The organism is Vibrio metschnikovii CIP 69.14 (genome assembly GCF_000176155.1).
Classification (GTDB): domain Bacteria; phylum Pseudomonadota; class Gammaproteobacteria; order Enterobacterales; family Vibrionaceae; genus Vibrio; species Vibrio metschnikovii.
The window spans coordinates 26,129-49,125 of sequence record NZ_ACZO01000002.1; the positions used below are offsets into that span (position 1 = coordinate 26,129).

The following is a 22,997-nucleotide window of genomic DNA, read 5'->3' on the forward strand; positions in this document are numbered from 1 at the left end:
GTGATTGCGTTTTAGGGATTGACGTTGCGGTTAATCGGGTTTTGCAACGAGATTAAGGTTTCGGTCGATTGCACTTCATCAATCGCTTGTAGCTTATCGATCAATACATACTGTAGCTCTTCAATCGATTTACACATTAATTTGACAAAAATATTGTAAGCGCCCGTCGTGTAGTAAGCTTCAACCACTTCTTCTAACGCATTCAACTTAGCCAGCGCAGAGTGATAATCACGAGCAGCGTTAAGATTAATGCCAATGAAACAACACACGTCGTAACCGAGTTTTTTGGTATTGACTACTACTTCAGTGCCTTGGATAACCTCGGCCGCTTTCATTTTCTCGATTCGCACATGAATCGTGGCGGGACTGACCGAAAATTGTTTGGCCATCTCAGCGTAAGGGGTGCGTGCGTCATCCATTAAAATTTTTAAAATGGCGCGATCTAAATCATCTAATTTTGTTGAAGCGGTTTGCATATCCATTCCTAAATTCAGCGTTAGGCGATGGGCCATCTGCCGTTGATAGACCCTTTGGGTTGAAGCGGTAGCGCTATGATTATCCGACTTATTGTATGAGCTAAATAGGTTGGCCTACAGCATCAGCTCTGTTGGATATAGCATTATTTACCGTTGCTGCCAACTGTGGTTTGATTCAACGCCTTAAGCGGAACGAGCGGACTTGTGAAAATATCGCGGTTCCGTTGAAAATTCGCTACACTGAGCGCTGTTTTTTCTCTCTGGAGTGACCCTTTGCAGCTACAACTGATATGTGAAGCCCCACAGCGCTCGTCAGAGCTTGAGCAACTGGCGCAGCGCTGGCAACTGACCCATAGTAACGAAAGTGTCTTTGCCTTGGTGTTGACCGAGCAGCGTTTAGAGCTACGTAAAACGGATGAGCCAAAGTTGGGCGCGATCTACGTCGATTGGGTAACCGGTGCTGTCGCTCATCGACGTAAGTTTGGTGGCGGTAAAGGGCAGTCGATAGCCAAAGCGGTTGGGTTAAATAAAGGTATGGTCCCGACGGTATTAGATGCAACCGCTGGCTTAGGTCGAGATGCGTTCGTTCTCGCTTCATTAGGTTGTCGAGTACAAATGGTCGAGCGTCATCCTGTGGTGGCGGCTTTGCTTGACGATGGGTTAGCCCGCGCCAAACAAGACCATGAAATTGGTCCGTGGGTCAGTCAGCGGGTAACGCTGCTCCATGCATCGAGTCATGCGGCTTTGCAGCATTTAGCTCTCGACAGTCAGTTTGAGCAACCGGATGTGGTGTATCTCGATCCTATGTATCCACATCCAGAACATAAGAAAAAAACCGCACTCGTTAAAAAAGAGATGCGAGTTTTTCAATCTCTGGTTGGCGCGGATCATGATGCTGATGGGCTACTGGCTCCCGCATTGCAATTAGCCAGTCAGCGGGTAGTGGTCAAACGGCCGGATTACGCACCTTGGTTAGCGGAACAAAAACCGAGTATGGCGATTGAAACCAAAAAAAATCGCTTTGATGTTTATGTACTTGCCGCCATGCAAGCAAATAATCGGTAGATTGGAGAAAAAATCGCCTTGCCTTCGTCAATGGTTCGCGGTATATCTAACTGCGAATTATTAGCATTATTAGTCGGAGTTGTGTTTCTTATGGTAAAGCGCTTATGTAAATTAAATCGTCATGATATTCGTGCTTCACTGGGAGACATTCATCGTTTAGTGGCGCAAACCAATTACGTTTGTGGTTCGTGCGCTCGTAGCTCTGCTGAAAAAGGGGCTTTGTGCAAGCCACAGCCATTACTAAAAACGGTTAAGCAGAGTCAAACCGTAGCGGCGTCGGTATCCGGTCAGGTTGAAAATACGGTTTTAACACCGAATAAAAAAACGCTGAAAAAGCAGAAAAAATATCAGAAAAAATTAGCCAAAGTATTAAAAAAGCAGCGTAAATTACTCAAAAAACAACATGCCATAAACGCAAAATTTGCTCAGTTATCGGTTCATCCAGCTAATCCATCGCTTCATCTGGCTCAAGTTCATTAAACCTTCTATCTGGCAGGTTTCCCGCCGTATTGATTAGCGCAGACTGACAGGTTTGCTCTGCGCTTTTTGCGGTTTATTTGCTGAGAGTGGTCGCATATTGTGTCGCGACACGACGTTTCACCCAAGTTTCGTTTACCCATAATGACAGCAAAATAATCGCGCCGCCCACCGATAAGCGCAACAGATCCGCCTCTCGGTTCCAAATCACGATATTCACCACTAATCCTGCGGGCACTAACGCGTTATTCATGATCGCTAATGCACCAGCATTCACCAGACAAGCACCTTTGTTCCAAGCAAAATAGCCAAGCCCTGAAGCGATAAGACCAAGATAAATCAGGACACTCCACTGCAATGTGTTGGTGGGGAGTTTCTCCGTATTTCCTAAGAGTAAGAAAGCTACGCTTGCTACCACCAACGCGCCGAGATAAAAATAACCAAATACTGTATGTTGTGATAACTGAACGGGCTCTTTTTCCATGACATATTTATAGCCAACTTGGCCCAGTGCAAAACATAGGTTGGCCCCTTGCACGACTAAAAAGCCACTTAAAAAATGTTCATTGATCCCTGAGAATTGAATAAATGCCGTACCGAGCACGGCAATCGCGGCGGTTAATAAATACCAAGGAGAGAAGCGTCCTTTCAACCCGTCATAAATGAGCGTGACATAAATCGGAGTAAAGATGGTAAACAGCAGTACTTCAGGGACAGAAAGTAATAAAAAGGACTGGTAGTAAAAGCAGTACATTAAACCTAGTTGAATGCCACCAATCGCCATTAACTTGGCGATCAGAGGCCATGGCACCTGTTTGATTTTTAAAAAAGGTAAAAAAACAAGACTAGCAAGGGCCACTCGCATCCAAACGGAAAACCAAGCGTCGACTTGACCGGCAAGATAAACGCCAATCAAGCTGAATGAGAAGGCCCAAAGTAGGGTCACCGCAGATAAGTAAAGCATAAGATGTAATCATGGATAAAACGTGTCTGCAGTGTAGCGGAGTTTTTAAGGCTCGTCAGTCGTTGAGTGGTACTACCAACATGTCCACGGGTGAGCAGTTGATCAGCTGACGAGTGGAGGAGAGGATCTTACTCCAGAAGTCTTGATGATGACCACACACCACGAGATCAATATTGAACTCACCAATGGTATCACACAGCTCATTACTCAAATCGCCACTACCGACTAAGGTGTGCTTAATCGGGTAATTGGCGTAAGTAGCCAATTCTTGTAACTGTTTTTGTGCTGTTTCCATCGAGTGGTGCTGAGTTTCCGCTAAGTTAATATCAATCAATCCCGTATACAGTTCAGCATAATTGACATCGATATGAATAAAAGAGATCTCCGCATTCAGCGGCTTGGCCAGTGCCACGGCTTTATCGATCAAGAGTTTGCTGTCTTCCGACAGATCGACCGCAACCAAAATATGTTGATAACTCATTATGCTCTCTCCTTGCTGATGACATGATTAGGTTAGCACTTTGAGCCAGACATTTTTGCTAAAGTGATCTCATATCTATCGTCACTCGTAATGGTAAAAGCGCAATAAAGCGGGATCATGGTATAGTGATCAGAGTCATAGACCAAACCATTAGGAGTCATCAATGCTTTCACCTGCCATGATTGATCATTTGAATGAGCAAATTAATCTCGAATTTTTTTCATCCAATCTATACTTACAAATGAGTGCTTGGTGCGAAGACAAAGGATTTGAAGGTGCCGCTGAATTTTTACGGGTTCATGCCGTAGAAGAAATGCAGCATATGCAGCGTCTGTTCACTTACGTGAGTGAAACTGGCGCAATGCCAATCCTTGGTGCGATTGCTGCACCGAAACATGATTTTGCCAGCTTAGGGGAAGTGTTTCGTGAAACTTATGAACACGAACAGATGATTACCCAAAAGATCAACAAACTGGCTCATGTTGCGTTTACCGCACAAGATTACTCAACGTTTAACTTCCTTCAGTGGTATGTGGCGGAGCAACATGAAGAAGAGAAGTTGTTTAAAGGGATTTTAGACAAGCTAGAACTGGTCGGCGAAGATGGAAAAGCGTTGTTCTTTATCGATAAAGATCTAGCAGCATTAGCCAAAGCAAGCTCATCGTCGGTAATGGGTGCCCCTGCTGAGTAACCTCAGCAAAAAGAAAAACTGAAGCGCAAGTGGTCGTCTTTTTTTCTGGGCATGCTTACATGAGATGTAGGGAGGAAAAGATGATCAGTGGAGATACTATTTTACTTGGGCTCATGATAGTGACGGGCATTAATATCGCTAGGTACTTAACGGCGTTACGTTCGCTCATTTATATCATGCGTGAAGCTCATCCATTGTTGTACCAACAAGTGGACGGACGAGGATTCTTTAGTACTCAAGGTAACGTGACCAAGCAAGTACGTTTGTATCATTACCTGAAGAGCAAAGAGTATCACCACCATCATGATCCCGTCTTTACCGGAAAATGTTCCCGAGTAAGAGAGCTCTTTGTGTTGTGCTGCGCTTTAGTTATGGTGACCTCATTGGCGGCTTTTGTTCTCTAAGGGGATGGATTGGCAAGCCAGACGTTTATCGTTAGAATAGTCACCCTAGTAAGGATGTGCTGGTCGCACATCCTTTTTTTATTCGCGTGAGAGTAGTGGATGAGTGAACAAGTAGACGTGATTGTCATTGGTGCTGGTGCCGCTGGGTTAATGTGCGCGGCGCAAGCGGCGCAGCGTGGTCGTCAAGTATTGGTGATGGATCACGCTAAAAAACCGGGCCGGAAAATTTTAATTTCCGGTGGCGGGCGATGTAATTTTACCAATTACGATGTCTCGGCAGCGAACTACTTGTGCCGTAATCCACATTTCGTAAAATCAGCGTTATCCCAGTACAGCAACTGGGATTTTATCTCACTGGTCAGTAAACATGGGGTTGAATTTGAAGAGCGTGAACATGGCCAGCTGTTTTGTGTCGATTCAGCGAAAGAGATTGTTAACCTATTACTGGCCGAGTGCGATCAGCCAACGCTGAAGCAGCGCTATCAAGTTGATATCCAAACCATTAGTCAAACCGAGGACGGCTTTGTACTGCAAACCTCACAAGGTACTTGGCAGTGTCAATCGCTGGTGATTGCCACTGGAGGATTGTCAATGCCTAAATTAGGGGCTACCCCGTTTGGCTATAAAGTGGCGGAGCAATTTGCGATTCCCGTATTACCGACTTGTGCTGGGCTGGTGCCATTTACCCTGCATGTTGCCGATAAAGAAGCCTTGGCTGAGCTGTCGGGTATTGCGCTGCCGGTTGAGATCCACGCTCCCTGTGGCACCAGTTTTAAAGAAGCATTATTATTTACTCATCGCGGCCTATCAGGGCCGGCGGTGCTGCAAATTTCCTCTTATTGGCAGCCTGGGCAAACGTTGACGATTAATTTATTGCCCAATGTGGATGTCGATGATGCCTTAGCCGAGGCCCGTGAACAACACCCTAATCAAACGTTAAAAACCACTTTGTCGCGTTTATTACCTAAGCGCTTGGTTGAAGTGCTCATTGAGCGTGGTTTATTGGTCGATAAACCGATGAAGCAGTTACCCCCCAGCGCACTCAAACAAACGGCGCAAGTGTTGCAAGAGTGGCAAATTGTCCCTAATGGAACGGAAGGTTATCGCACTGCTGAAGTTACCTTAGGTGGGGTGGATACCGACTGGCTGTCTTCTAAGACCATGGAGTGTAAAACCGTACCCGGCCTATTTTTTATCGGTGAAGTGATGGACGTGACAGGCTGGCTCGGTGGGTATAATTTCCAATGGGCTTGGTCAAGCGGCTATGTTGCGGGTCAATGGGTGTAACACTGTGCAGAGACAAAAAAGTTTGCCCACAAGCAAAAAAGATTGCCCGTAAGGAGATTTTGAGACAATAAAATTTGCCCATATGGCATTTCAACGATACGTTATATTCATAATGAATTACTTGGATATGCTATGGCGCGAGGACGAAAGCTGGATTCTTTACAAGATTACCAACGTGCTCTTAAAAATAAATATGGTCTTGGTTCAGGGAGGGACTACAAGCCTTGGCTTAGGATTCAGGACGTCAAATCAAATGGTACTCGGTCATTAATCCAAGGCATAAAAACACAACGCATTCACCACATGTTGTCTTCTATTGAGAGTGATTTTTTCTATTTAGCAGAGTTTACAGATTCAGTAACAGACATACGAGAACAATTTCCTATCCTTCCTCTAGGTTATACACAAAAAGTAGCTAAAACCCTTGGTGTAAAGCATCCTACGCATCCAGTATCAAGAGAGCCCATCATCATAACGACAGATCAGTTACTGACAATTAAAAATCGAGAAAACCTGTCATATCACGCTGTATCTGTCAAACCGGAGAGCGAATCCGACAAACAACGAGTTCTAGAAAAAATAGATATCGAAAGAGTTTGTTGGGAATTATTGGGGGTCAAATTTAGCTATTATGTAGGCAATGACTTAACTCGAACTCAGAGTCGTAACATCTCGTGGGCTACGGCAGCATTTAGGGAAATCTCTTACCATTTCTCAAATGAGCAAATTGAATATGCGCTTTCAATACTAAAACGAGGCCAGTGTTTCATCGATGATGTCTGTAATAGCTTTATTGCTACAGGCATTGCATCTCACGATGATTCATCACTGCTGATACGTTTTTTGATTGCTGAGAAATATATTGAAGTTGATTTATCTTACAACATTGCTGAATCTGGGATACTCGGGATTGAGGAAATCCAACTAATCCAACAACGAGGTATAGTAAATGGAGCTTCCTAGAAACAGTGTATGGGAGTCTGCAGGATGCGAAGATCTACTAGCTGGCGCCTATCGAATTTTAGATGTGCTGCTTAATGCTGAGACAGTAATTCTTTTCACTCTGGATAACAACTCTTCAACTGTTCGCCCCTTAGCGATATCAATAGCCAATTTTATAGAGCTCGTTAAATCAAACAAGCTAAAACCCTCGAGATTTCAGTTGCCAGATTACTTACTGATAGCAGAAGATGCGGTTTCAGAAGAGCATGCGGTACGTCGAGACAAAAATTATCAATTAGTTAGTGGACTTATCTCCGATAAACTTTTTATATTCGATTATGCAACGAAGAAGCGGGTCCCTCAATTGTCCGAATATGCTAACAAGGTTGATGTTGATAGAAAAACTATTGCGCGTCTACTGACCCGATACTGGCGTTATGGTCAAACTAAAATGGCTCTTATTCCTGCATTCGCGCATAGTGGTGGATTTGGAGTTGATCGTATACCGTCAGATAAGCCGTTAGGAGCTCCAAAAAGAACAAGAACATTAGCTCTTGGAAGAGCTGATAAATTTATTGTTTCTGACATTGATAAATGCAATTTCATGAAAGCACTAAAAAAATACTATCTTAAGGAGTCAGGGATATCCTTAGTAAAAACTTACAGAAATCTTTTAAAAGATAGTTATGAAAATGAGATTCGTTTGGCAGAAGCAAATGCTAGAGCACCGATATTACCGTCAAAAAAGCAGTTTTCGTATTGGAGTAAAAAATTGCTTACTGAGGATGAGATTGTTAGAAGAAGGTCTTCAGAAGGCGATTATCTTAGAAACAAGCGCCAAATTCTTAAAGGGGTTACCCAAGATAGCTTCTTACCCGGTACTTACTTTGAAATTGACGCCACAGTAGCTGATATTCATATTGTATCTGAATTGGGTTCTCAATTTGTGCTTGGTCGACCTACGATTTACATTGTTGTTGATCGAGCCAGTCGCATGATCGTAGGAATGCATGTTTCTCTTTACCATGCATCGTGGAGAGCGGCGCGACAAGCGTTAACTAATAGTTTCCTGCCTAAATCTGATTACTGCAAAGAGTTTGGTATTGATATTGATGATTCAGAATGGCCTTGCGCCCATATACCTAAAGAATTAGTTTGTGATAATGGCGAAATGATAGGGATCAAACCTAATGAGGCTTTATCTCCTATGACACAATTATCTTTTACCCCGCCATATCGACCCGACTGTAAAGGTGTTGTCGAGCAACGATTTAATATTCTTAATAATGAAGTTTTACACCATTTATTGGGTACGACTAAAGGTGGGCAAGTAATTCGGGGGCATAGAGACCCGAGAAAAGATGCAATCTATACTTTGAAAGAAGTCACAATTGAGATCATAAAAACCGTATTAGCTCACAATCGTACTATATTGAGTAATCTCGCTTTTTCTAGCCCATTATTAATCAATCATGATCTTCCACCAACTCCTCTAAACTACTGGAAAATTCATATTGCTAAGCATCGGCACGATTTAAGAACAGCTAATCACGATGAGATTATTGCACGTTTACTGCCTCCTTCCGAAGCAAGCGTGACTCGTAGTGGTATATTTTACAATGGATTATATTATTCTTGTCCTGAGGTTGAAGAAAGGAATCTAGCTTCAATCGCAAGAACGTCAGGACAGTGGCGTCTTGAAGTTAGAGTTGATGAGAATACGACAAACTATATATACATCAGACTAGATAAGAATAAAGGGTTTACCAGATGTGAACTTTTACCCAGAAGCAGAATGTTTGCTAATAAATTTATGGTAGAGGCTGACTTTGTCCAAGATTGGCTAGATTCTCAAAAAGAAACATCTCCAATAAGTATTGCTTCTATTGAAGATCACAAGGCGCAAAACCAACTTACTCTCGAAGCTAAAAAGCGCAGTAAAAATTCAAACAAATCAACTTTCATAGAAAGAACGAGGAATGTACGTCAACGTCGTAGAGATGAGCTTTATGCTACTACGAATATTATATCTGAAGAGCATTCTGGCCCATTGTCAAGTTCTCCCCCTGAACCAGCTAAAAACGTAAATACAGTGGTAGTGTTACCGAAAGGAAGGGAAAGGAAGAGCGTTAAAGGGAAAAATCATGATTATTGAAAAAGCCATATATAACGCAGCAATACTTCCTGAGCATCAAGGAAATCCATTAATTGAAGCTCTGAGGCCGAAAAGATCTTGGGAAGAAATATTAGAAGAATTAAGTAACTACCCTGATTATTCTGAACATATCGCAGAAGATCCTGATCCTTTAGTTAGAGATGAATACTTAAATCGTATTGATGAATTAAGGCAACCATTGGTTGATTATATGGACTGTTTTAGAGCGATAGAAAGGGCTTTAAAAAAAGGCTATTCATCGAAAAATCCATTTAGCCCAACTACTGCCCAATATTTGCATTATCCTATAGACGAGCAGCCAGAAATTGAACCAAGGACAGGTTATTTCTCTCCCAAAGGAGAAGGATTAACTCTAATTGGAGAAAGCGGAGTTGGTAAAACTTGCATGTTAGAACAAGTGTTAAATTATTTTCCGAATGTGATTGAACATGATGATTATTATGGGAAACCGTTGGAATTTAAAAAGCAAGTAGTTTGGATTAAAGTTGATTGCCCAAGTAACTCAAGTGTTAGAGATTTATGTGAAGAGATTCTTGGGGCATTAGATATTGCTCTAGACCGAATGAAAACTAAGCCAGCAGCGACAATTGGCGCATTAGTAAGACAGTTAGAACAAAATATCAAAGCTAGTTTTCTCGGAATGCTTGTGATTGATGAAATGCAAAACTTGCAGTTTAAGCGAACTGGTGGTGAGAATAACCTACTTCGCTTTTTACACAGATTAGTAAACAAGCTGGGGGTTCCTCTTTTTTTCGTAGCCAACCCTCCTTTCGATGAAAGTTTAACTAAAGAGCTAAAAGCAGCTCGACGAGCAGAAAGTGGTTACCATAAAACCATGTCAGTTCTTTCTAGAGATAGTTTGTCTTGGAATGCATTTATCAACCAATTATGGAATTACCAGTGGACGAATATTTATACAGAACTTACGGATGAGTTGAGTGTCGCCCTACATCGGCTCTCTGTTGGGAATATTGATATGGCGAGTAGAACATACAGAGAAGCACAGAGATTGGTTATAGGCAGTGTAGATGAACGAATTACAGTCCAGACACTTGAGATTGGTAATGCTATTGCATGTGGACTATCGCGACAAACAGAAGAAGTTGTAAGCTTAAAAAGAAGCGTTGTGTTACCGCAAGGTAGAGAGCGTAGAACGATACCAAGTTCTGTAAGTTCAATGGTGGATAAAACGGGAGATATAACGAAGCCTCAGCATCCTGAGTTCGCTAATAAAATTATAAGACTTCTAAATGAAATTGATTTAGCAAGTAAGATAGATGAACCAGACCTATTTCAACAGGCTGGCGAAACTGGTAATCCAATTTCATTTTTAAAGATGAAAGGTGTGATCCTTAGTAATCCACTCTCAGAATTATTTTGCTGATGAAACATCTAGTTATGAGAGGGATTTTATGCAATTGCCTAATGTGTTGCCAGATGAAACTCTATTTAGTCGTATTGTCCGTTATCTGTCATCATCTGGCCTTCGTAAAGATCAGTTCCTAATTAAATTGGTAGGTGAGCGCCGTGCTGTAATTCATCCTTATCTTACAGCAGATCTCATGTCTATAAGTAGATTTACTAGTGAGTCGGCTCATGAGTTAAGCCAGATACAAACGCTAAGGCCATTATTCGGATATTATTTTCCTAAGTATCGAGAGATTATTTTGGACTACTCAATTAGGACTAATCAACTGATTCGGGCTTGTCAAATTTCAACTTTCAGAGAATCAGAAACACTGTCTGTAAAATTTTGTCCGTTGTGTGCCTGTGATGATATACGCAATTTTGGTGTCTCTTATTGGCATTGTGCTCATCAAATGCCTGGTGTTGAAGCTTGTTTCATTCATGGAGTCTGGCTTTCACATTATGTCTTTAGTGAGAGAGAGCATATTAGGGACATGTTATTGCCAACGCCAAAAGATAATTTCTACGAATGTGGAATAGTTGCATTACAGTTTGCTCAATTTGCAGAGAGTAAGTTACGATTTATTCAAGAAAGCCATTTACGCAAGCCTGAGATTGTAAAATATAAATCTTTGTTTGTAGATAAAGGGATTTTGACTCGATCTAGAAGAGTCAAACGCATCAAATTGATGGCTGATCTTCATGAATTAACAGATAAAATTCTGCCGAAAAATCACCCTTTAAGTACAAAGTCTCGACAAGACTTTAGGTATATCTCCTCATTAATAGATGGAATGTATACAGTTCATCCGTTTAAACACCTGTTGATGGAGTTTTTCCTAAATAAGATTATTCCCTCTACGTATAGTAAGCAGGATTATACAACCTTTAATATAAGTGAAAATCTTTATATCGATATAGAAACTCGTTGTTGTAATCTACTGTTACGTGGTTTGTCTATGGCGCAAGTTAGTCGAGAAATAGGTAAAAGCAGATGCTACGTAAAGTCTGTTGCACTCAAGTACGCTATTCATGTAAACCTGAAACCAAAAAAATTAACAATGGAAGTTAAAGAAAAAATTGTAAAAATGGCATACAAAGGTTTTAATCGCACAGCTATCGCTAAATGCATGGATATCTCATCTGGTAGCGTTGAGCAGATCATATCGACTACAGATAAGTTAGTTGAATGGAGGAAAAAGTGTAAATCTGATTCTTTAAGACGACGCCATCAATGTCAAATATTAAGATACCTCCAGTCTCATCCTGATTCAAACCGGCAACAAATCAAAGAATCATGTGGAGCCGCATTTTTCTGGTTATATTCACATTGTCCTAATTGGCTGGAAAAGTTTCTTCCTGAAGCTAGAAAAACTCAGCATGTAGATAGAGTTAATTGGAAGGAAAGAGATGCCCTACTGTCGCAGAAGGTAACTTCAATTCTGGAGAGGTCAGAGAGAATTCTTTCTCGAACAGAACTCGATAAGATGTTGGGTGCTCACGGTTGGCTTACATCTAAAAAAAATAAATTACCATTAACACTAAAGGCTTATTATGATTTTTACGTTTTTAAATTACGTTAAGTAATTTTTCAGATTTATTGTTTTATACAAGTGGGTTGATTGTCTAGCTTTGAGGTTGTAGTTAAATGGATTACTTACAAGATGAATCACTACATAGTTTTATATTTAGGAGACTCGCACTGTGGGGGCTGGAGGCTAGCTCGTACAGTGGTCTCATTTCTTCTGATGGTTGTTGGTATAAAGCTCCTTGTATACCCAAAGAAATTAGTTTTTTGTTTGATGGTATACCGGACGATTTTCTAATTACTAAGCTTTTTCAAAGTGGCATGATTAGAATTGAGAATGATTCACTGGTTTATACTTATAATTGGCTTTATGGAGATCTAGACAAAACTTTTTATGGTCGAAAGTATCACGGTCAGTTATCGCGCAAAATGTCGATTAGATTTTGTCAGAAATGTATTAAAGAATATATCGCTGTTTTTGGCTTTGGGTACTTTCATCGAGATTGGATTTCGAGTGTTTTTTGTGAAAAGCATTCATCTCCTTTAACTCGGTTAGAGGTTCAAGGTAGAACCAATGCCATAGCACAAATAAATAGTATTCTGAGAGGTCGATTCGTTGGTGACTTTACCGATGCTAATACGATTGAATACCCCATAGAAAGAGTGGGACAAGGTGTTATTTTTCCTGTCAAGCCAACACTTTGCACTCTCAATGACTTTGGCTGGTTTATTCGTGAATCCGCTTTTGAACTTGAAGCTATTACACCTGAATACAATGAGGTTGATTGGCTTGTTCTAGCTGGAGCATTGCAAGATGCATATAAAGAGGGAAGTCGGCGAGCCTTTAGCCTAGGACAATGGGAAATATTTGTTAAATCTTTCAGTGACGATATTGATATTTTATCAGGTTACCTCCTAGAAAATATGAGGATTATTTGTCAACCAATAGGATTTAGAGGACAAATTTATGAAATGATTATGGTTCCCAATAATTTTAGCTGTGATAAGTGCCATAATTCCCATGAATGCCTTGTTAGTCAAGATAATTACCAAGAGATTGATGAGTTCAATGTTTGCCAAAATTTTATTTTGGATTCATCTTCACTAGTCAAAATTATGAGTGCACAAGGGTATAAATTCAATCATTGCAATTCTTTGCCATGGAGTCCTGTAGAATTCTTGATTAAGTAGTTGTCAATGCGAAGAATGTAATTCTAGAAAGAGTCAAAGTGTTAATGGTTAAATTTTATTTTACTTTCAGTGTGTGCTCGGAAATATCTCCACAACAAGCTGAGAAAAAATTGAATTCACTATCACTTAAGGTACAAATTGTTAATGATGGTTTATAAATTTTGTCACTTGGTTGATGCCCGCTTCCGGTGTCGATATTTAGGTTAAATCCATTGTAATTAGGTATGTTTAGAGGTGTGTGACCAGTAATTAATAAGTCTAGTTCAGCTATTTTTCTTTGATCTAAGTGTCTGTTCCATAATATTTTTTTAGTGTCTATTTGGCTTGTTTCTATTTTTGTTATAGGCCATTTTAAATATGGGTAATAAGAATGGACTAACCCTACATTACCAAATTTGGTTTTTACTTCAAGAGAGAGAGTAAAGTTTTCATTAATTATATTTTTTAACTCTTGTTGTTTATCTTCTCCTAAGTCAAACCACCAACTTCCGCCATTCATGATCCAATTTTTTTTGGCATAAATATTTTCATTATTAAAATCTAGAATGAATGACTCATGATTACCTATAACAGGGAAAAACCAATTTCTTTTTGCTAGCTCAATGCACTCTATTGATTTTGGGCCTCTATCACATAAGTCTCCAACAGAAAACAATCTATCTTTTTTGATGTCAAAATTAATATGACTTAAAAGTAAGATTAGTAATTCATATTCCCCATGGATGTCACCAACAAAATAGTCATTCCCTAAATGATTTCTATTAAAAAAGTTATACATATTTATATTATATGACTTGTTTGTTTTATTCATTTTTAACAATTCCGTAGTAATTTTCTTATGTATCCACTATAATAGAACACATACAATTTTCGTCAATAACTTAAATGCCACGATGAACATAGCGAACATTAATCATACAGAGCCGTTTGAAAGTGAATTCGAGCTAGTCAAAGGCTTTGAAGAGCTTATTTTGTCAAACGGATCAAGGAATTTAAAGTTAGAGCTAGAGTTTGACTGTGGGTTTGGGATCGCTGATGCTGTACTTTTTAAGTATCGAGATGTCGAGGTGTATAACTTATCCCAGATCAATCCAAGTTGGGCTTATACCTTAAAATCATTGCCTTACAGAAAAAATTTCTCTCTGGAGGATATTGTTGAGATCTCTGGTGCATCAATACAAGCTGCAAAAGTGGCATTAAAGCAATTTGTTGATGCGGGTTATTGTGTAGAAAAAAAAGATAATATTTTTGTTAAGGTAAAGCAACCTAAACCTGTAAGTAACAAGATAGTTGCTATAGAAGCTAAATTGAAAAATTGGAAACGTGCTCTTTGGCAGGCTAGTCGGTATAAGACTTTTTCTCATGAATCTTGGGTTTTACTCGATAGAAAAAATGTAAAACCAGCATTAGAAAATATAGATGTTTTTAAAAAGTTTAATATTGGTTTAGCGACATTTTCTACAGATACCTGTTATGAAGTGTTTTTTAAGCCTAGAAGGGACATCCATAAATCAGAGATCGCTTATTGGAAAGCTAATACTATTTTGGCTCAAAGAATAATTAATTGAAACAGCCATTGCAATAACAATGGCCTGTTATTTTCTTTTATTTATTAAATAATTTAATCGAATTCTTCCATGGAAGGACATGTTTTTCTGAGCTGTGATTGTCAAGAATTAATATGTCATTAATTCTTCCATAATAGTTGTTGGCATTATCTAGCCAATTATTGATGGTTAGATTTCTTTGGTCTATCGTAAGCTTGCTTAAACTAGTTATTTGTTCACTGAATGTTATAAAGTAGTGCTTATACAGTGTAGGTGTATTAAATGCAGGATCTTTTGTTTTTGAGAACGCATCTTTTGAATATTTTGTTTCTGTATAGATATCTTTCCATAAATTTCCATCATATTCTTTAATTAGTTTAGCTTCTTCAAAAAGAATCCAGTTCATTAGTTTTGGTATATAGATTCTTGGCTTTGGTCCTCGCTTTCCTTCATCAGATACGACAAATTTATCTAATGAAAATATCCTTGTGTTTTCAAATGCACCCACAGTTAGAGATATCTCACCACATAATGAATACAACAACGATTCAGTATTCGTATACCCAACAATTACTTTTAATCCTGCATCACATGTTGATTTAATTATTTTCATGTAATTCACAAGAAATGAAGTGTCAATAATTTGTTTTGTTTTTCTATCATGTTGGCAGATGAGATATATTCCATCAATTTCTGGATAACTCGTTATCCAGTTAAGGATATTATTTTTATACCCATCAATATTAAGCATGTGTGATGTGATTGGAACTGTAAGAAAGATTTCTTTTTTTCCAATTGCATTATTCTCTTTCATGGCAGTAAGGAATGGATTCACAAAAGATTCAGATTGACTTTCTATGTAATTAGGGTCAAAGTGTTCGAATGCTCTTGTTGGAATAATTAACTTTCCAAAACCTTGTTCCAGTTGAAATTTCACACACCTTCTTGCTGATTCTAGAGCTACTATTGAATAATCAACCGTTGAAAACCCGCTACCTAGGTGCTCATTCATAATAGTGTTCGGAAAGAAATTATAAGTTTTAAATTTGGGCTTTGCGGAGTTTGGTAAGTAGAATTGAGGGTCAAAAATAGATGTAGCCTTTAATTTTTTGTTGAAACTATTAATTCTATTAAAATTATCATGAACTGGGCTGTAAATGATGCCATCTCCAACATTGTCTTTTGTGAAAGACTCTCTATTCCAATTGGAATTGTGTCCTGCTTGATGTAGTAAGTTTATGGCCATGATTTCTCCTTTATATCTAATAGTTCGTCAATCAAAAGTTGAGGTGTTCTATGCCTTTTATACGGTTCTTTGCTAATCATTTTTTCAATGGTATTAGCTAGTTTTAGTGGAATACCTTTTGTTGATAAGTGTGCTGGATTATGTGAGCATACTCGTTCAAAAATCTCATCTATCAAATTACTTCCTTCAGGTTCAATAAATGGGTTGCACCCAGAAAGCATTTCATAAGCAATGATTCCTAGTGAAAACATGTCACTTTTGAAGGAGATATTTCGTTTTTCGTTGAGGATTTGTTCCGGGCTACCATACGCTGGAGTACAAGGTCCAAAAGCTGCGAAGCTATTTGTCACGCCTTTACCACCTTGTTCCCTTAATAGACCAAGATCAATGATGGATATGCTATTGTCGTTTTTTATAAGAATGTTATCTGGTTTTAGATCTCTATGAACGAGCTTTTGAGGGTGGAGCCACAAGCTTTTTAAGGCATTGGTACACTGAAGAAGGAAGTCGATAACTTTTGAGTTTGTGTTGTAATTATGAATAATCTCAGTAAGAGGGACACCTTTGATTTTCTCTTCTATACTGATGTAAATTAGTGGGGAGAGAGCTTCCTCGGTGAATGGGTCATGAGTTACGACTTCGCTATAGAGTGATTTTGGATAGGAGGTGCTGTTTAGCTGTGACAATATTTCTGTTTCTTTTTGAACGTACGCGATTGCTGCTCGTGTGTTCATTTCAGAGATTTTTAGTACCACTTCTCCCCATTGATGGGAATCAACTGGTAGTTCATCAGATGGTTTATCAACCATTCCAAAGTATACGACTCTTTGTCCAGACTTCTTTTTTACAACGTCGTCAATTCTGAAGCTTGGTAAGATCTCCGCTATAAAGAGGCGTAATGATTGTGAATCTTCTAACAAATCTATCTCCCTTTGATATGTGCGATGTATTACATGCACTCATGATCATACATGTCTAGGTTTATCTCAAGATAATTAGTCAGTTCTAGTCTTGGAGAATCAGATAAATTTGAAAGAAGTTGATGTTTGTCATTTTAGGGAGATGCTAGGGCTACTTTATTTCTTTCGCCACGCTTGGGTAGTCTTAAAATCAGATGTGGTATTTCTTGTGTTGTCTGTTACTTATTTCATTCATTAGAGTATATTCTTAAACACGGACTTACTCATTTAGCTAATAGATTACTTCTGTAAAGCGAAACTTGTCTGATGTAAAACTTTACAACTAATTTATTATTTCTCTGAACTTTTAAAGTTTTGGCGATAGAGTGCTACGGGCAAACCGTATTGCCACATTCAGCGCTTACGGGCAAACTTTATTGTCTCTTCACAAACACCTGACCCGCTGCGCTGGTGGGTTTTATGGCCGTGCTTTCCTTGGCTTAGTGCGGGCTGAGAATTTCATTTGCTGAATCACTAATCCGCTAATAATAAACACTAAACCGATAATGGTGGTGGGATGAATGCGCTCACCGATAATGGTCGCCAATAAAATCAAAGAGATAAATGGCGAGGCAAAAATAAGATTACTGATCCGCGCGGTATTTTGAGTACTTTTCAAAGCGCTCAGCCAGAGCACAAAGGTAATTCCCATCTCAAATAAGCCAACATAGCTCACCGCCAGCCAGCCTTGCCACGAAATAGTTAGCCATGATGCTCCCTCATAAAGGCTTAAACCCATCGCGCAGGGAATAGCAACCAGAAAGCCGAGCAGTAGGCCAACCACCGGATCCGCTTGGTTCTTGGTATTTAAAATCCAATATCCTGCCCATAATAACGTTGAGCATAAAGCCAGAGTGACGCCAAGTGGGCTTTCAAATTGTAATTCCAGTAAGTTGCCTTGAGTGGCAATCACCAGTACGCCAAAATAACTTGCGACGCAGGCGAGCCAATCTTGCTTGCGGATCGTTTGGCCTAGAAATAGCGCAGCCATTAACGTGAGTGTAATCGCCCAACTGTAGTTAATCGCTTGTGCTTGAGAGGCGGGCAGTAAAGCGTAGGCTTTAAAGAGCAATAAATAATAGGCGAGCGGATTAATCAAACCGAGCAAGCAATAGTAAAACGGATTGGCGATAAAGGTCGGGAGAAGCTGTGCCAGTTTACCTTGTAGGCCACAAATGATGGCTAAGGTACAGGCCGAGACGATGCTCGCCATGGTCAGCATTTGAATTGGGGTCAGCTCGGCTAAGGTGAGTTTGAACGCGGTCGCGACCGTTGACCAAAGTAACACGGCGGATAACGCCAGTCCAAGCGCTCGGCGCTCATTCATGCTTCTACTCCTTGCTAATGGTTAGCGACCTTGATTGGCAGCTCGCACTGTGACACGTCATTGTGTGGTTACTTTGTGCAAAGTGCTAATCTACGGTGGAAAAACCAGTCAGTAAACTGGACATTTATCCAGTATCACCATACCATTTTTAATTAAAGTGATAATTGATGAAGTGCTTGATATGCAATGGATCATTGAACAGGCAGCCACCTGGTTGGCGGCGCTCTCTGCTGCAGGCGTTGCGGGTATCGCCACTGGCTGGTGGGTAAAGCAGAAAATGCAGTTCTCACTGCAACTACTAGAGCAGCAATTGGCGAGTGAGGCACGTTGGCATCAGCAGCAAACGACGCAGTTAGAACAGTCGTTACAACAAGCTCAGCAAGAGTTAGATGAGCTTGATCAGCAGCGTGATAAAGCGGAATTTGAGTTAAAACAAGCTCATGGCAAGATGATGGCGGTGATGGAAAAATTGCGTCATTTTGAAGCGATCAAACAAGAGCGTTTGGCTTATGCTGAGCAATTGAACCAGATGCGCGATCTCAAAACTCAATTGGAAGTGCAACTCCATGAGCAGCAAGCCCGACATGAGCAGCAACTCGCGGCCAGTCAAGATAAGCTGCAATTGCTTGAGCGAGCTGAAGAGCGTTTAAAGCAGCAATTTGAGCAACTGGCTAATCAGGTCTTTGAACACAAAACTGCCAAAGTTGATGCGCAAAACCAACAGAGTTTAGCTGGGCTGCTTAATCCACTGAAAGAGCAGCTCGAAGGGTTTAAAAAACAGGTCAATGACAGTTTTAACCAAGAAGCGAAAGAGCGGCATACTTTAGTACATGAGCTGCGTAATTTACAGCAATTGAATGAGCAAATGGCCAAAGAAGCGCTTAACCTCACCCAAGCGTTAAAAGGGGATAATAAACAACAGGGCAATTGGGGTGAAGTGGTTCTCGCTCGGGTATTGGCAGAATCAGGTTTGCGCGAAGGGCATGAATATCACACCCAAGTCAGCTTACAAAATGCCGCGGGGAAACGCTATCAACCGGATGTGATCGTCCATTTACCACGCGACAAACAAGTGGTGATTGATTCAAAAATGGCACTGGTGGCTTACGAGCGCTACTTTAATGCTGAGACCGATAGTGAACGCGATCGCGCTCTGCATGATCACTTAGCGGCGCTACGTAATCACCTGAAAGGCTTGAGTCAAAAAGATTATCACCAGTTGAAAGGGCTACACAGTTTAGATTATGTGCTGATGTTCATTCCGGTCGAACCGGCCTTTCAGGTGGCGATTCAAGCCGATCCAAGCCTAGTCAAAGATGCCCTTGAGCAAAATATTATCTTAGTTAGCCCAACCACTTTATTAGTAGCGCTACGTACCATTGATAACCTCTGGCGTTATGAACGTCAAAATCAAAATGCGCAAGAGATCGCAGAACGAGCCAGTAAATTGTACGATAAGCTGCGTTTGTTCGTAGAAGATATGCAAGGTTTAGGCGGTGCACTGGATCGCGCTAATCAGAGCTATCAATCGGCGATGAATAAACTGGCGACAGGGCGCGGTAATGCGATACGTCAAGCGGAAAGTTTTAAGCAGCTTGGGGTGGAGATTAAACGTTCGATAGCGAGTGAGTTGGTTGAACAAGCGCAGCGTGAATCGGATCCTGATTTTGCGCCTTTACTAGAAAGACATCCCACTGAGGATAAAGTAAACTAATCGTCCGCAGTTGCAGTTTAGGTGTAAGACTGCCCAAGAGGAATAACAATGACGGATATCAGCGTGCAAACCAATACAACAGTAGACAATCAAGAAACCACCCATTTCGGTTTTACTACCGTCGCCAAAGACGAAAAAGTCACCAAAGTGGCGCAAGTATTTCATTCTGTCGCTGCCAAATACGACATCATGAATGACATGATGTCTGGTGGTATTCATCGCTTATGGAAGCGTTTTACGATTGATTGTGCGGGTGCGCGTCCTGGACAGAAAATTCTTGATCTCGGCGGTGGTACGGGGGATTTAACCGCCAAGTTTTCGCGTATTGTCGGTGAAAAAGGCCATGTGATCTTAGCGGACATTAATAATTCAATGCTCAATGTGGGCCGTGATAAGCTGCGCGATCGAGGCATTGTCGGTAATGTGCACTATGTGCAAGCTAATGCTGAAGAATTGCCGTTTCCCGATAACTACTTTGACTGCATCACGATCAGTTTTTGTTTGCGTAATGTGACCGATAAAGATCAAGCGCTACGCTCGATGTATCGAGTATTAAAACCGGGTGGTCGTTTACTCGTGCTCGAATTCTCTAAACCTGTCCTTGAACCACTCTCCAAAATATACGATGCCTACTCGTTTCATCTGCTGCCGAAAATGGGCCAGTTGATTGCTAATGATGCAGAAAGTTATCGTTATCTGGCTGAATCGATTCGCATGCATCCCGATCAAGAGACGTTAAAAGGCATGATGGAGCGCGCAGGCTTTGAACAAACCACTTACTATAACCTCACTGGCGGTATTGTCGCTTTACACCGTGGTTACAAATTCTAAGGGGTCTTATGCCGTTTCAATCTTTGATCACTGCGGTGATGGAAACCACGCTCAATACCTTAATTGAGGATGATCCACAACTGCACCGTCGACTTACTCGTTTGAAAGGGCAAGTGATACAGCTGCATATTAAAGAGATCGATCAAACCTTTACCTTTGTATTCAGTCAGCAAATTGATGTGCTTGGTGCTTATGAAGCTCAGCCCGATTGCTACTTGTCGTTATCATTGACTATTTTGCCTGAGTTGCGTGAGCAGGCCAATATCACGCAACTGATTAAACAAGACAAACTGGTGTTACAAGGCGATATTCAGCTAGCACAAAAGTTTGCTCAATTATTGACGGATTGTAAGCCCGATCTTGAAGAGTGGTTATCACGTATTACTGGCGATGTGGTCGCTCATACTGTGGTGCAAGGCATTAAGGATGTGCATCAGCAAGTGACCAGCCATTTTGCCAAACAGCAACATTATGTCGCCCAAGTCCTTACTGAAGAGTGGCGTATTGCTCCTCCGCCACTCGAAATCGCGGATTTTTGTGATCAAGTGGATGAAGTAAAAAGCCATGCCGCTCGTTTAGAAGCCAAATTGCATCAGTTACTGGGAAAAGTATGACTCCTGCAGAAGTTAAGCGTTTATATCGCATCATCAAAGTTCAGCTTGAATATGGTTTAGATGAGCTGATCCCACAACACCAATTAAGCAAAGCGCCATTACTGGCACGTAAAATGTTGTTTTGGATTCGTAATCAACATTCCGATAAGCCACTGGGTGAACGGCTGCGCCTTGCGTTACAAGAACTTGGTCCAGTGTGGATTAAATTTGGCCAGATGATGTCAACTCGACGAGATTTATTCCCACCGCATATCGCTGATCAATTGGCGATGTTACAAGACAAAGTTGCTCCGTTTGATGGTGCTTTAGCGCAGCAACATATGGAGCAAGCGCTCGGCGGGCCATTAGATACTTGGTTTGATGAGTTTGATATTGAGCCTTTAGCTTCGGCGTCCATTGCCCAAGTGCATACCGCGAAACTCAAATCTAATGGTCGCGATATTGTCTTGAAAGTGATCCGTCCCGATATTCGCCCCGTTATTGATGCGGATCTAAAACTGATGTACCGCTTAGCGCGTATTATTGCCAAAATGACGCCAGAAGCACGTCGTTTAAAACCGGTTGAAGTGGTACGTGAGTATGAAAAAACCTTACTCGATGAACTGGATCTACGACGAGAAGCCGCCAATGCAATCCAACTGCGTCGTAATTTTGAAAACAGCGAAGAACTGTACGTACCAGAAATCATCACCGATTTTAGCAATAAAACGGTCATGGTCTCTGAACGAATTTATGGTATTCAAGTGTCAGATTTGGCAGGGTTAAAAGCCAACGGTACCAATATGAAACTGTTGGCCGAGCGTGGAGTGACGGTGTTTTTTACCCAAGTATTTCGCGATAGTTTTTTCCATGCGGATATGCATCCGGGTAACGTATTTGTTAATCCTGAACATCCAGAAAATCCGCAATGGATTGGTTTAGATTGCGGGATCGTCGGCACGTTGAATGCTGAAGATAAGCGTTATTTGGCAGAGAATTTTTTAGCATTTTTTAATCGTGATTACCGTAAAGTGGCACAGTTGCATGTTGACTCAGGATGGGTGCCCTACGATACCAATATCGATGAGTTTGAAGTCGCGATTCGCATTGTTTGTGAGCCGATTTTTGCCAAGCCTTTGTGTGAAATATCGTTTGGTCACGTGTTATTGAACCTGTTTAATACCGCCAGACGGTTTGAAATGGAAGTGCAGCCCCAACTGGTATTACTGCAAAAAACGTTGTTGTACGTTGAGGGATTAGGTCGTCAGCTTTATCCGCAATTAGATTTATGGCAGACCGCAAAACCCTTTTTAGAAAAATGGATGCGTAATCAGGTTGGTCCTCAGGCGGTGATTAACGCGGTCAAAGAGAAAGCGCCATTTTGGGCAGAGAAACTCCCAGAGTTACCCGAGCTACTCTATGACAGCTTAAAACAGGGGAAAAACCTCAATCTGCGTATGGAGCAGTTTTATCAAGGCTACTGTACATCGAAGCGGCAGCAATCGACCGGGCAGTTTTTATTTGGTGTTGGCGCCACTTTAGTCGTATGCTCTGCTTTATTATTAACCGACTACCCTTCATTAGCGCTGGGAGCGGTGATGGCGGGTGCAATTAGCTGGTGGTTAAGCTGGCGAGCGTATCGTCGATAACTTGGATTCACTGAAGAATTCATCATTGTGTAACACATAACC

At 40.9% G+C, this 22,997-nt stretch carries 22 protein-coding genes; 15 read left to right on the top strand and 7 right to left on the bottom strand.

Features of this window, described 5'->3' with window-relative positions:
* Positions 1-11: 11 nt before the first annotated feature.
* Positions 12-476, bottom strand: coding sequence for a transcriptional regulator AsnC (asnC, locus tag VIB_RS00165; protein ID WP_004393858.1), 465 nt, complete (start codon positions 474-476; stop codon positions 12-14).
* Between the two features lie 273 nt (positions 477-749).
* On the opposite strand from asnC, the gene VIB_RS00170 reads away from it, so the two are divergent.
* Together VIB_RS00170 and VIB_RS00175 are read left to right on the top strand one after the other, a co-directional pair.
* Positions 750-1,541: a class I SAM-dependent methyltransferase gene (locus VIB_RS00170; RefSeq protein ID WP_004393861.1), complete on the top strand. Its 792-nt coding sequence runs from the start codon at positions 750-752 to the stop codon at positions 1,539-1,541.
* A 90-nt stretch (positions 1,542-1,631) separates the two neighbouring features.
* On the top strand, positions 1,632-2,021 hold the full coding sequence (locus tag VIB_RS00175; RefSeq protein ID WP_004393864.1) for a hypothetical protein: 390 nt from the start codon (positions 1,632-1,634) through the stop codon (positions 2,019-2,021).
* Between the two features lie 73 nt (positions 2,022-2,094).
* Here VIB_RS00175 and VIB_RS00180 read toward each other — a convergent pair whose 3' ends face one another.
* Entirely contained in the window at positions 2,095-2,982 is an 888-nt protein-coding gene (locus VIB_RS00180) for a DMT family transporter (protein ID WP_004393867.1), read from the bottom strand.
* 55 nt (positions 2,983-3,037) lie between these two features.
* Positions 3,038-3,463 (bottom strand): universal stress protein UspA, encoded by a 426-nt coding sequence (gene uspA, locus VIB_RS00185; RefSeq protein WP_004393869.1) that lies wholly within the window; start codon positions 3,461-3,463, stop codon positions 3,038-3,040.
* Between the two features lie 163 nt (positions 3,464-3,626).
* Between uspA and ftnA the strand changes: the two genes are divergently transcribed.
* The 8 genes from ftnA (at position 3,627) to VIB_RS00225 (ending at position 13,089) form a co-directional block, all read left to right on the top strand.
* Positions 3,627-4,154 (top strand): non-heme ferritin, encoded by a 528-nt coding sequence (gene ftnA, locus VIB_RS00190; RefSeq protein ID WP_040903570.1) that lies wholly within the window; start codon positions 3,627-3,629, stop codon positions 4,152-4,154.
* 80 nt (positions 4,155-4,234) lie between these two features.
* Positions 4,235-4,558: a universal stress protein UspB gene (uspB, locus tag VIB_RS00195; protein ID WP_040903572.1), complete on the top strand. Its 324-nt coding sequence runs from the start codon at positions 4,235-4,237 to the stop codon at positions 4,556-4,558.
* Between the two features lie 99 nt (positions 4,559-4,657).
* Positions 4,658-5,845: a BaiN/RdsA family NAD(P)/FAD-dependent oxidoreductase gene (locus tag VIB_RS00200; protein WP_004393877.1), complete on the top strand. Its 1,188-nt coding sequence runs from the start codon at positions 4,658-4,660 to the stop codon at positions 5,843-5,845.
* Positions 5,846-5,977: 132 nt separating this feature from the next.
* On the top strand, positions 5,978-6,808 hold the full coding sequence (locus VIB_RS00205; RefSeq protein WP_004393879.1) for a TnsA endonuclease N-terminal domain-containing protein: 831 nt from the start codon (positions 5,978-5,980) through the stop codon (positions 6,806-6,808).
* Positions 6,795-8,942, top strand: coding sequence for a DDE-type integrase/transposase/recombinase (locus tag VIB_RS00210; protein ID WP_004393880.1), 2,148 nt, complete (start codon positions 6,795-6,797; stop codon positions 8,940-8,942). Before VIB_RS00205 ends, VIB_RS00210 begins: the two co-directional genes overlap by 14 nt.
* Positions 8,932-10,347 carry an ATP-binding protein gene (locus VIB_RS00215; protein ID WP_004393881.1) on the top strand — a complete coding sequence of 472 codons (1,416 nt, stop codon included), beginning with the start codon at positions 8,932-8,934 and terminating at the stop codon, positions 10,345-10,347. Before VIB_RS00210 ends, VIB_RS00215 begins: the two co-directional genes overlap by 11 nt.
* A gap of 28 nt (positions 10,348-10,375) precedes the next feature.
* Complete coding sequence (locus VIB_RS00220; protein WP_004393883.1) at positions 10,376-11,953, top strand: TnsD family Tn7-like transposition protein; 1,578 nt, start codon at positions 10,376-10,378, stop codon at positions 11,951-11,953.
* A 65-nt stretch (positions 11,954-12,018) separates the two neighbouring features.
* Positions 12,019-13,089 carry a hypothetical protein gene (locus VIB_RS00225; RefSeq protein ID WP_004393886.1) on the top strand — a complete coding sequence of 357 codons (1,071 nt, stop codon included), beginning with the start codon at positions 12,019-12,021 and terminating at the stop codon, positions 13,087-13,089.
* A 55-nt stretch (positions 13,090-13,144) separates the two neighbouring features.
* Here VIB_RS00225 and VIB_RS00230 read toward each other — a convergent pair whose 3' ends face one another.
* Positions 13,145-13,900 carry a metallophosphoesterase gene (locus VIB_RS00230; RefSeq protein ID WP_004393888.1) on the bottom strand — a complete coding sequence of 252 codons (756 nt, stop codon included), beginning with the start codon at positions 13,898-13,900 and terminating at the stop codon, positions 13,145-13,147.
* A gap of 82 nt (positions 13,901-13,982) precedes the next feature.
* Here VIB_RS00230 and VIB_RS00235 point away from each other — a divergent pair, with 82 nt between their 5' ends.
* Entirely contained in the window at positions 13,983-14,657 is a 675-nt protein-coding gene (locus VIB_RS00235; protein ID WP_040903575.1) for a hypothetical protein, read from the top strand.
* A gap of 37 nt (positions 14,658-14,694) precedes the next feature.
* Here VIB_RS00235 and VIB_RS00240 read toward each other — a convergent pair whose 3' ends face one another.
* From VIB_RS00240 to VIB_RS00250, 3 genes are all read right to left on the bottom strand, one after another.
* Entirely contained in the window at positions 14,695-15,882 is a 1,188-nt protein-coding gene (locus VIB_RS00240) for a hypothetical protein (RefSeq protein ID WP_004393892.1), read from the bottom strand.
* Complete coding sequence (locus tag VIB_RS00245; RefSeq protein ID WP_004393893.1) at positions 15,873-16,802, bottom strand: serine/threonine protein kinase; 930 nt, start codon at positions 16,800-16,802, stop codon at positions 15,873-15,875. Before VIB_RS00245 ends, VIB_RS00240 begins: the two co-directional genes overlap by 10 nt.
* A 457-nt stretch (positions 16,803-17,259) precedes the next feature.
* The gene (locus VIB_RS00250; RefSeq protein ID WP_004393894.1) at positions 17,260-18,168 is read right to left on the bottom strand and encodes a DMT family transporter; all 909 of its coding nucleotides are present in this window, start codon (positions 18,166-18,168) and stop codon (positions 17,260-17,262) included.
* Between the two features lie 181 nt (positions 18,169-18,349).
* On the opposite strand from VIB_RS00250, the gene rmuC reads away from it, so the two are divergent.
* Genes rmuC through ubiB form a run of 4 tightly spaced genes read left to right on the top strand, consistent with a single transcriptional unit; the run spans position 18,350 to position 22,955 of the window.
* Positions 18,350-19,882 (top strand): DNA recombination protein RmuC, encoded by a 1,533-nt coding sequence (gene rmuC / locus VIB_RS00255; RefSeq protein WP_004393895.1) that lies wholly within the window; start codon positions 18,350-18,352, stop codon positions 19,880-19,882.
* A 48-nt stretch (positions 19,883-19,930) separates the two neighbouring features.
* Positions 19,931-20,713, top strand: coding sequence for a bifunctional demethylmenaquinone methyltransferase/2-methoxy-6-polyprenyl-1,4-benzoquinol methylase UbiE (gene ubiE / locus VIB_RS00260; RefSeq protein ID WP_004393896.1), 783 nt, complete (start codon positions 19,931-19,933; stop codon positions 20,711-20,713).
* An 8-nt stretch (positions 20,714-20,721) separates the two neighbouring features.
* Complete coding sequence (locus VIB_RS00265) at positions 20,722-21,327, top strand: ubiquinone biosynthesis accessory factor UbiJ (RefSeq protein ID WP_004393897.1); 606 nt, start codon at positions 20,722-20,724, stop codon at positions 21,325-21,327.
* Positions 21,324-22,955, top strand: a complete 1,632-nt coding sequence (ubiB, locus tag VIB_RS00270; RefSeq protein WP_004393898.1) for a ubiquinone biosynthesis regulatory protein kinase UbiB — start codon at positions 21,324-21,326, stop codon at positions 22,953-22,955. Before VIB_RS00265 ends, ubiB begins: the two co-directional genes overlap by 4 nt.
* Positions 22,956-22,997: the final 42 nt, after the last annotated feature.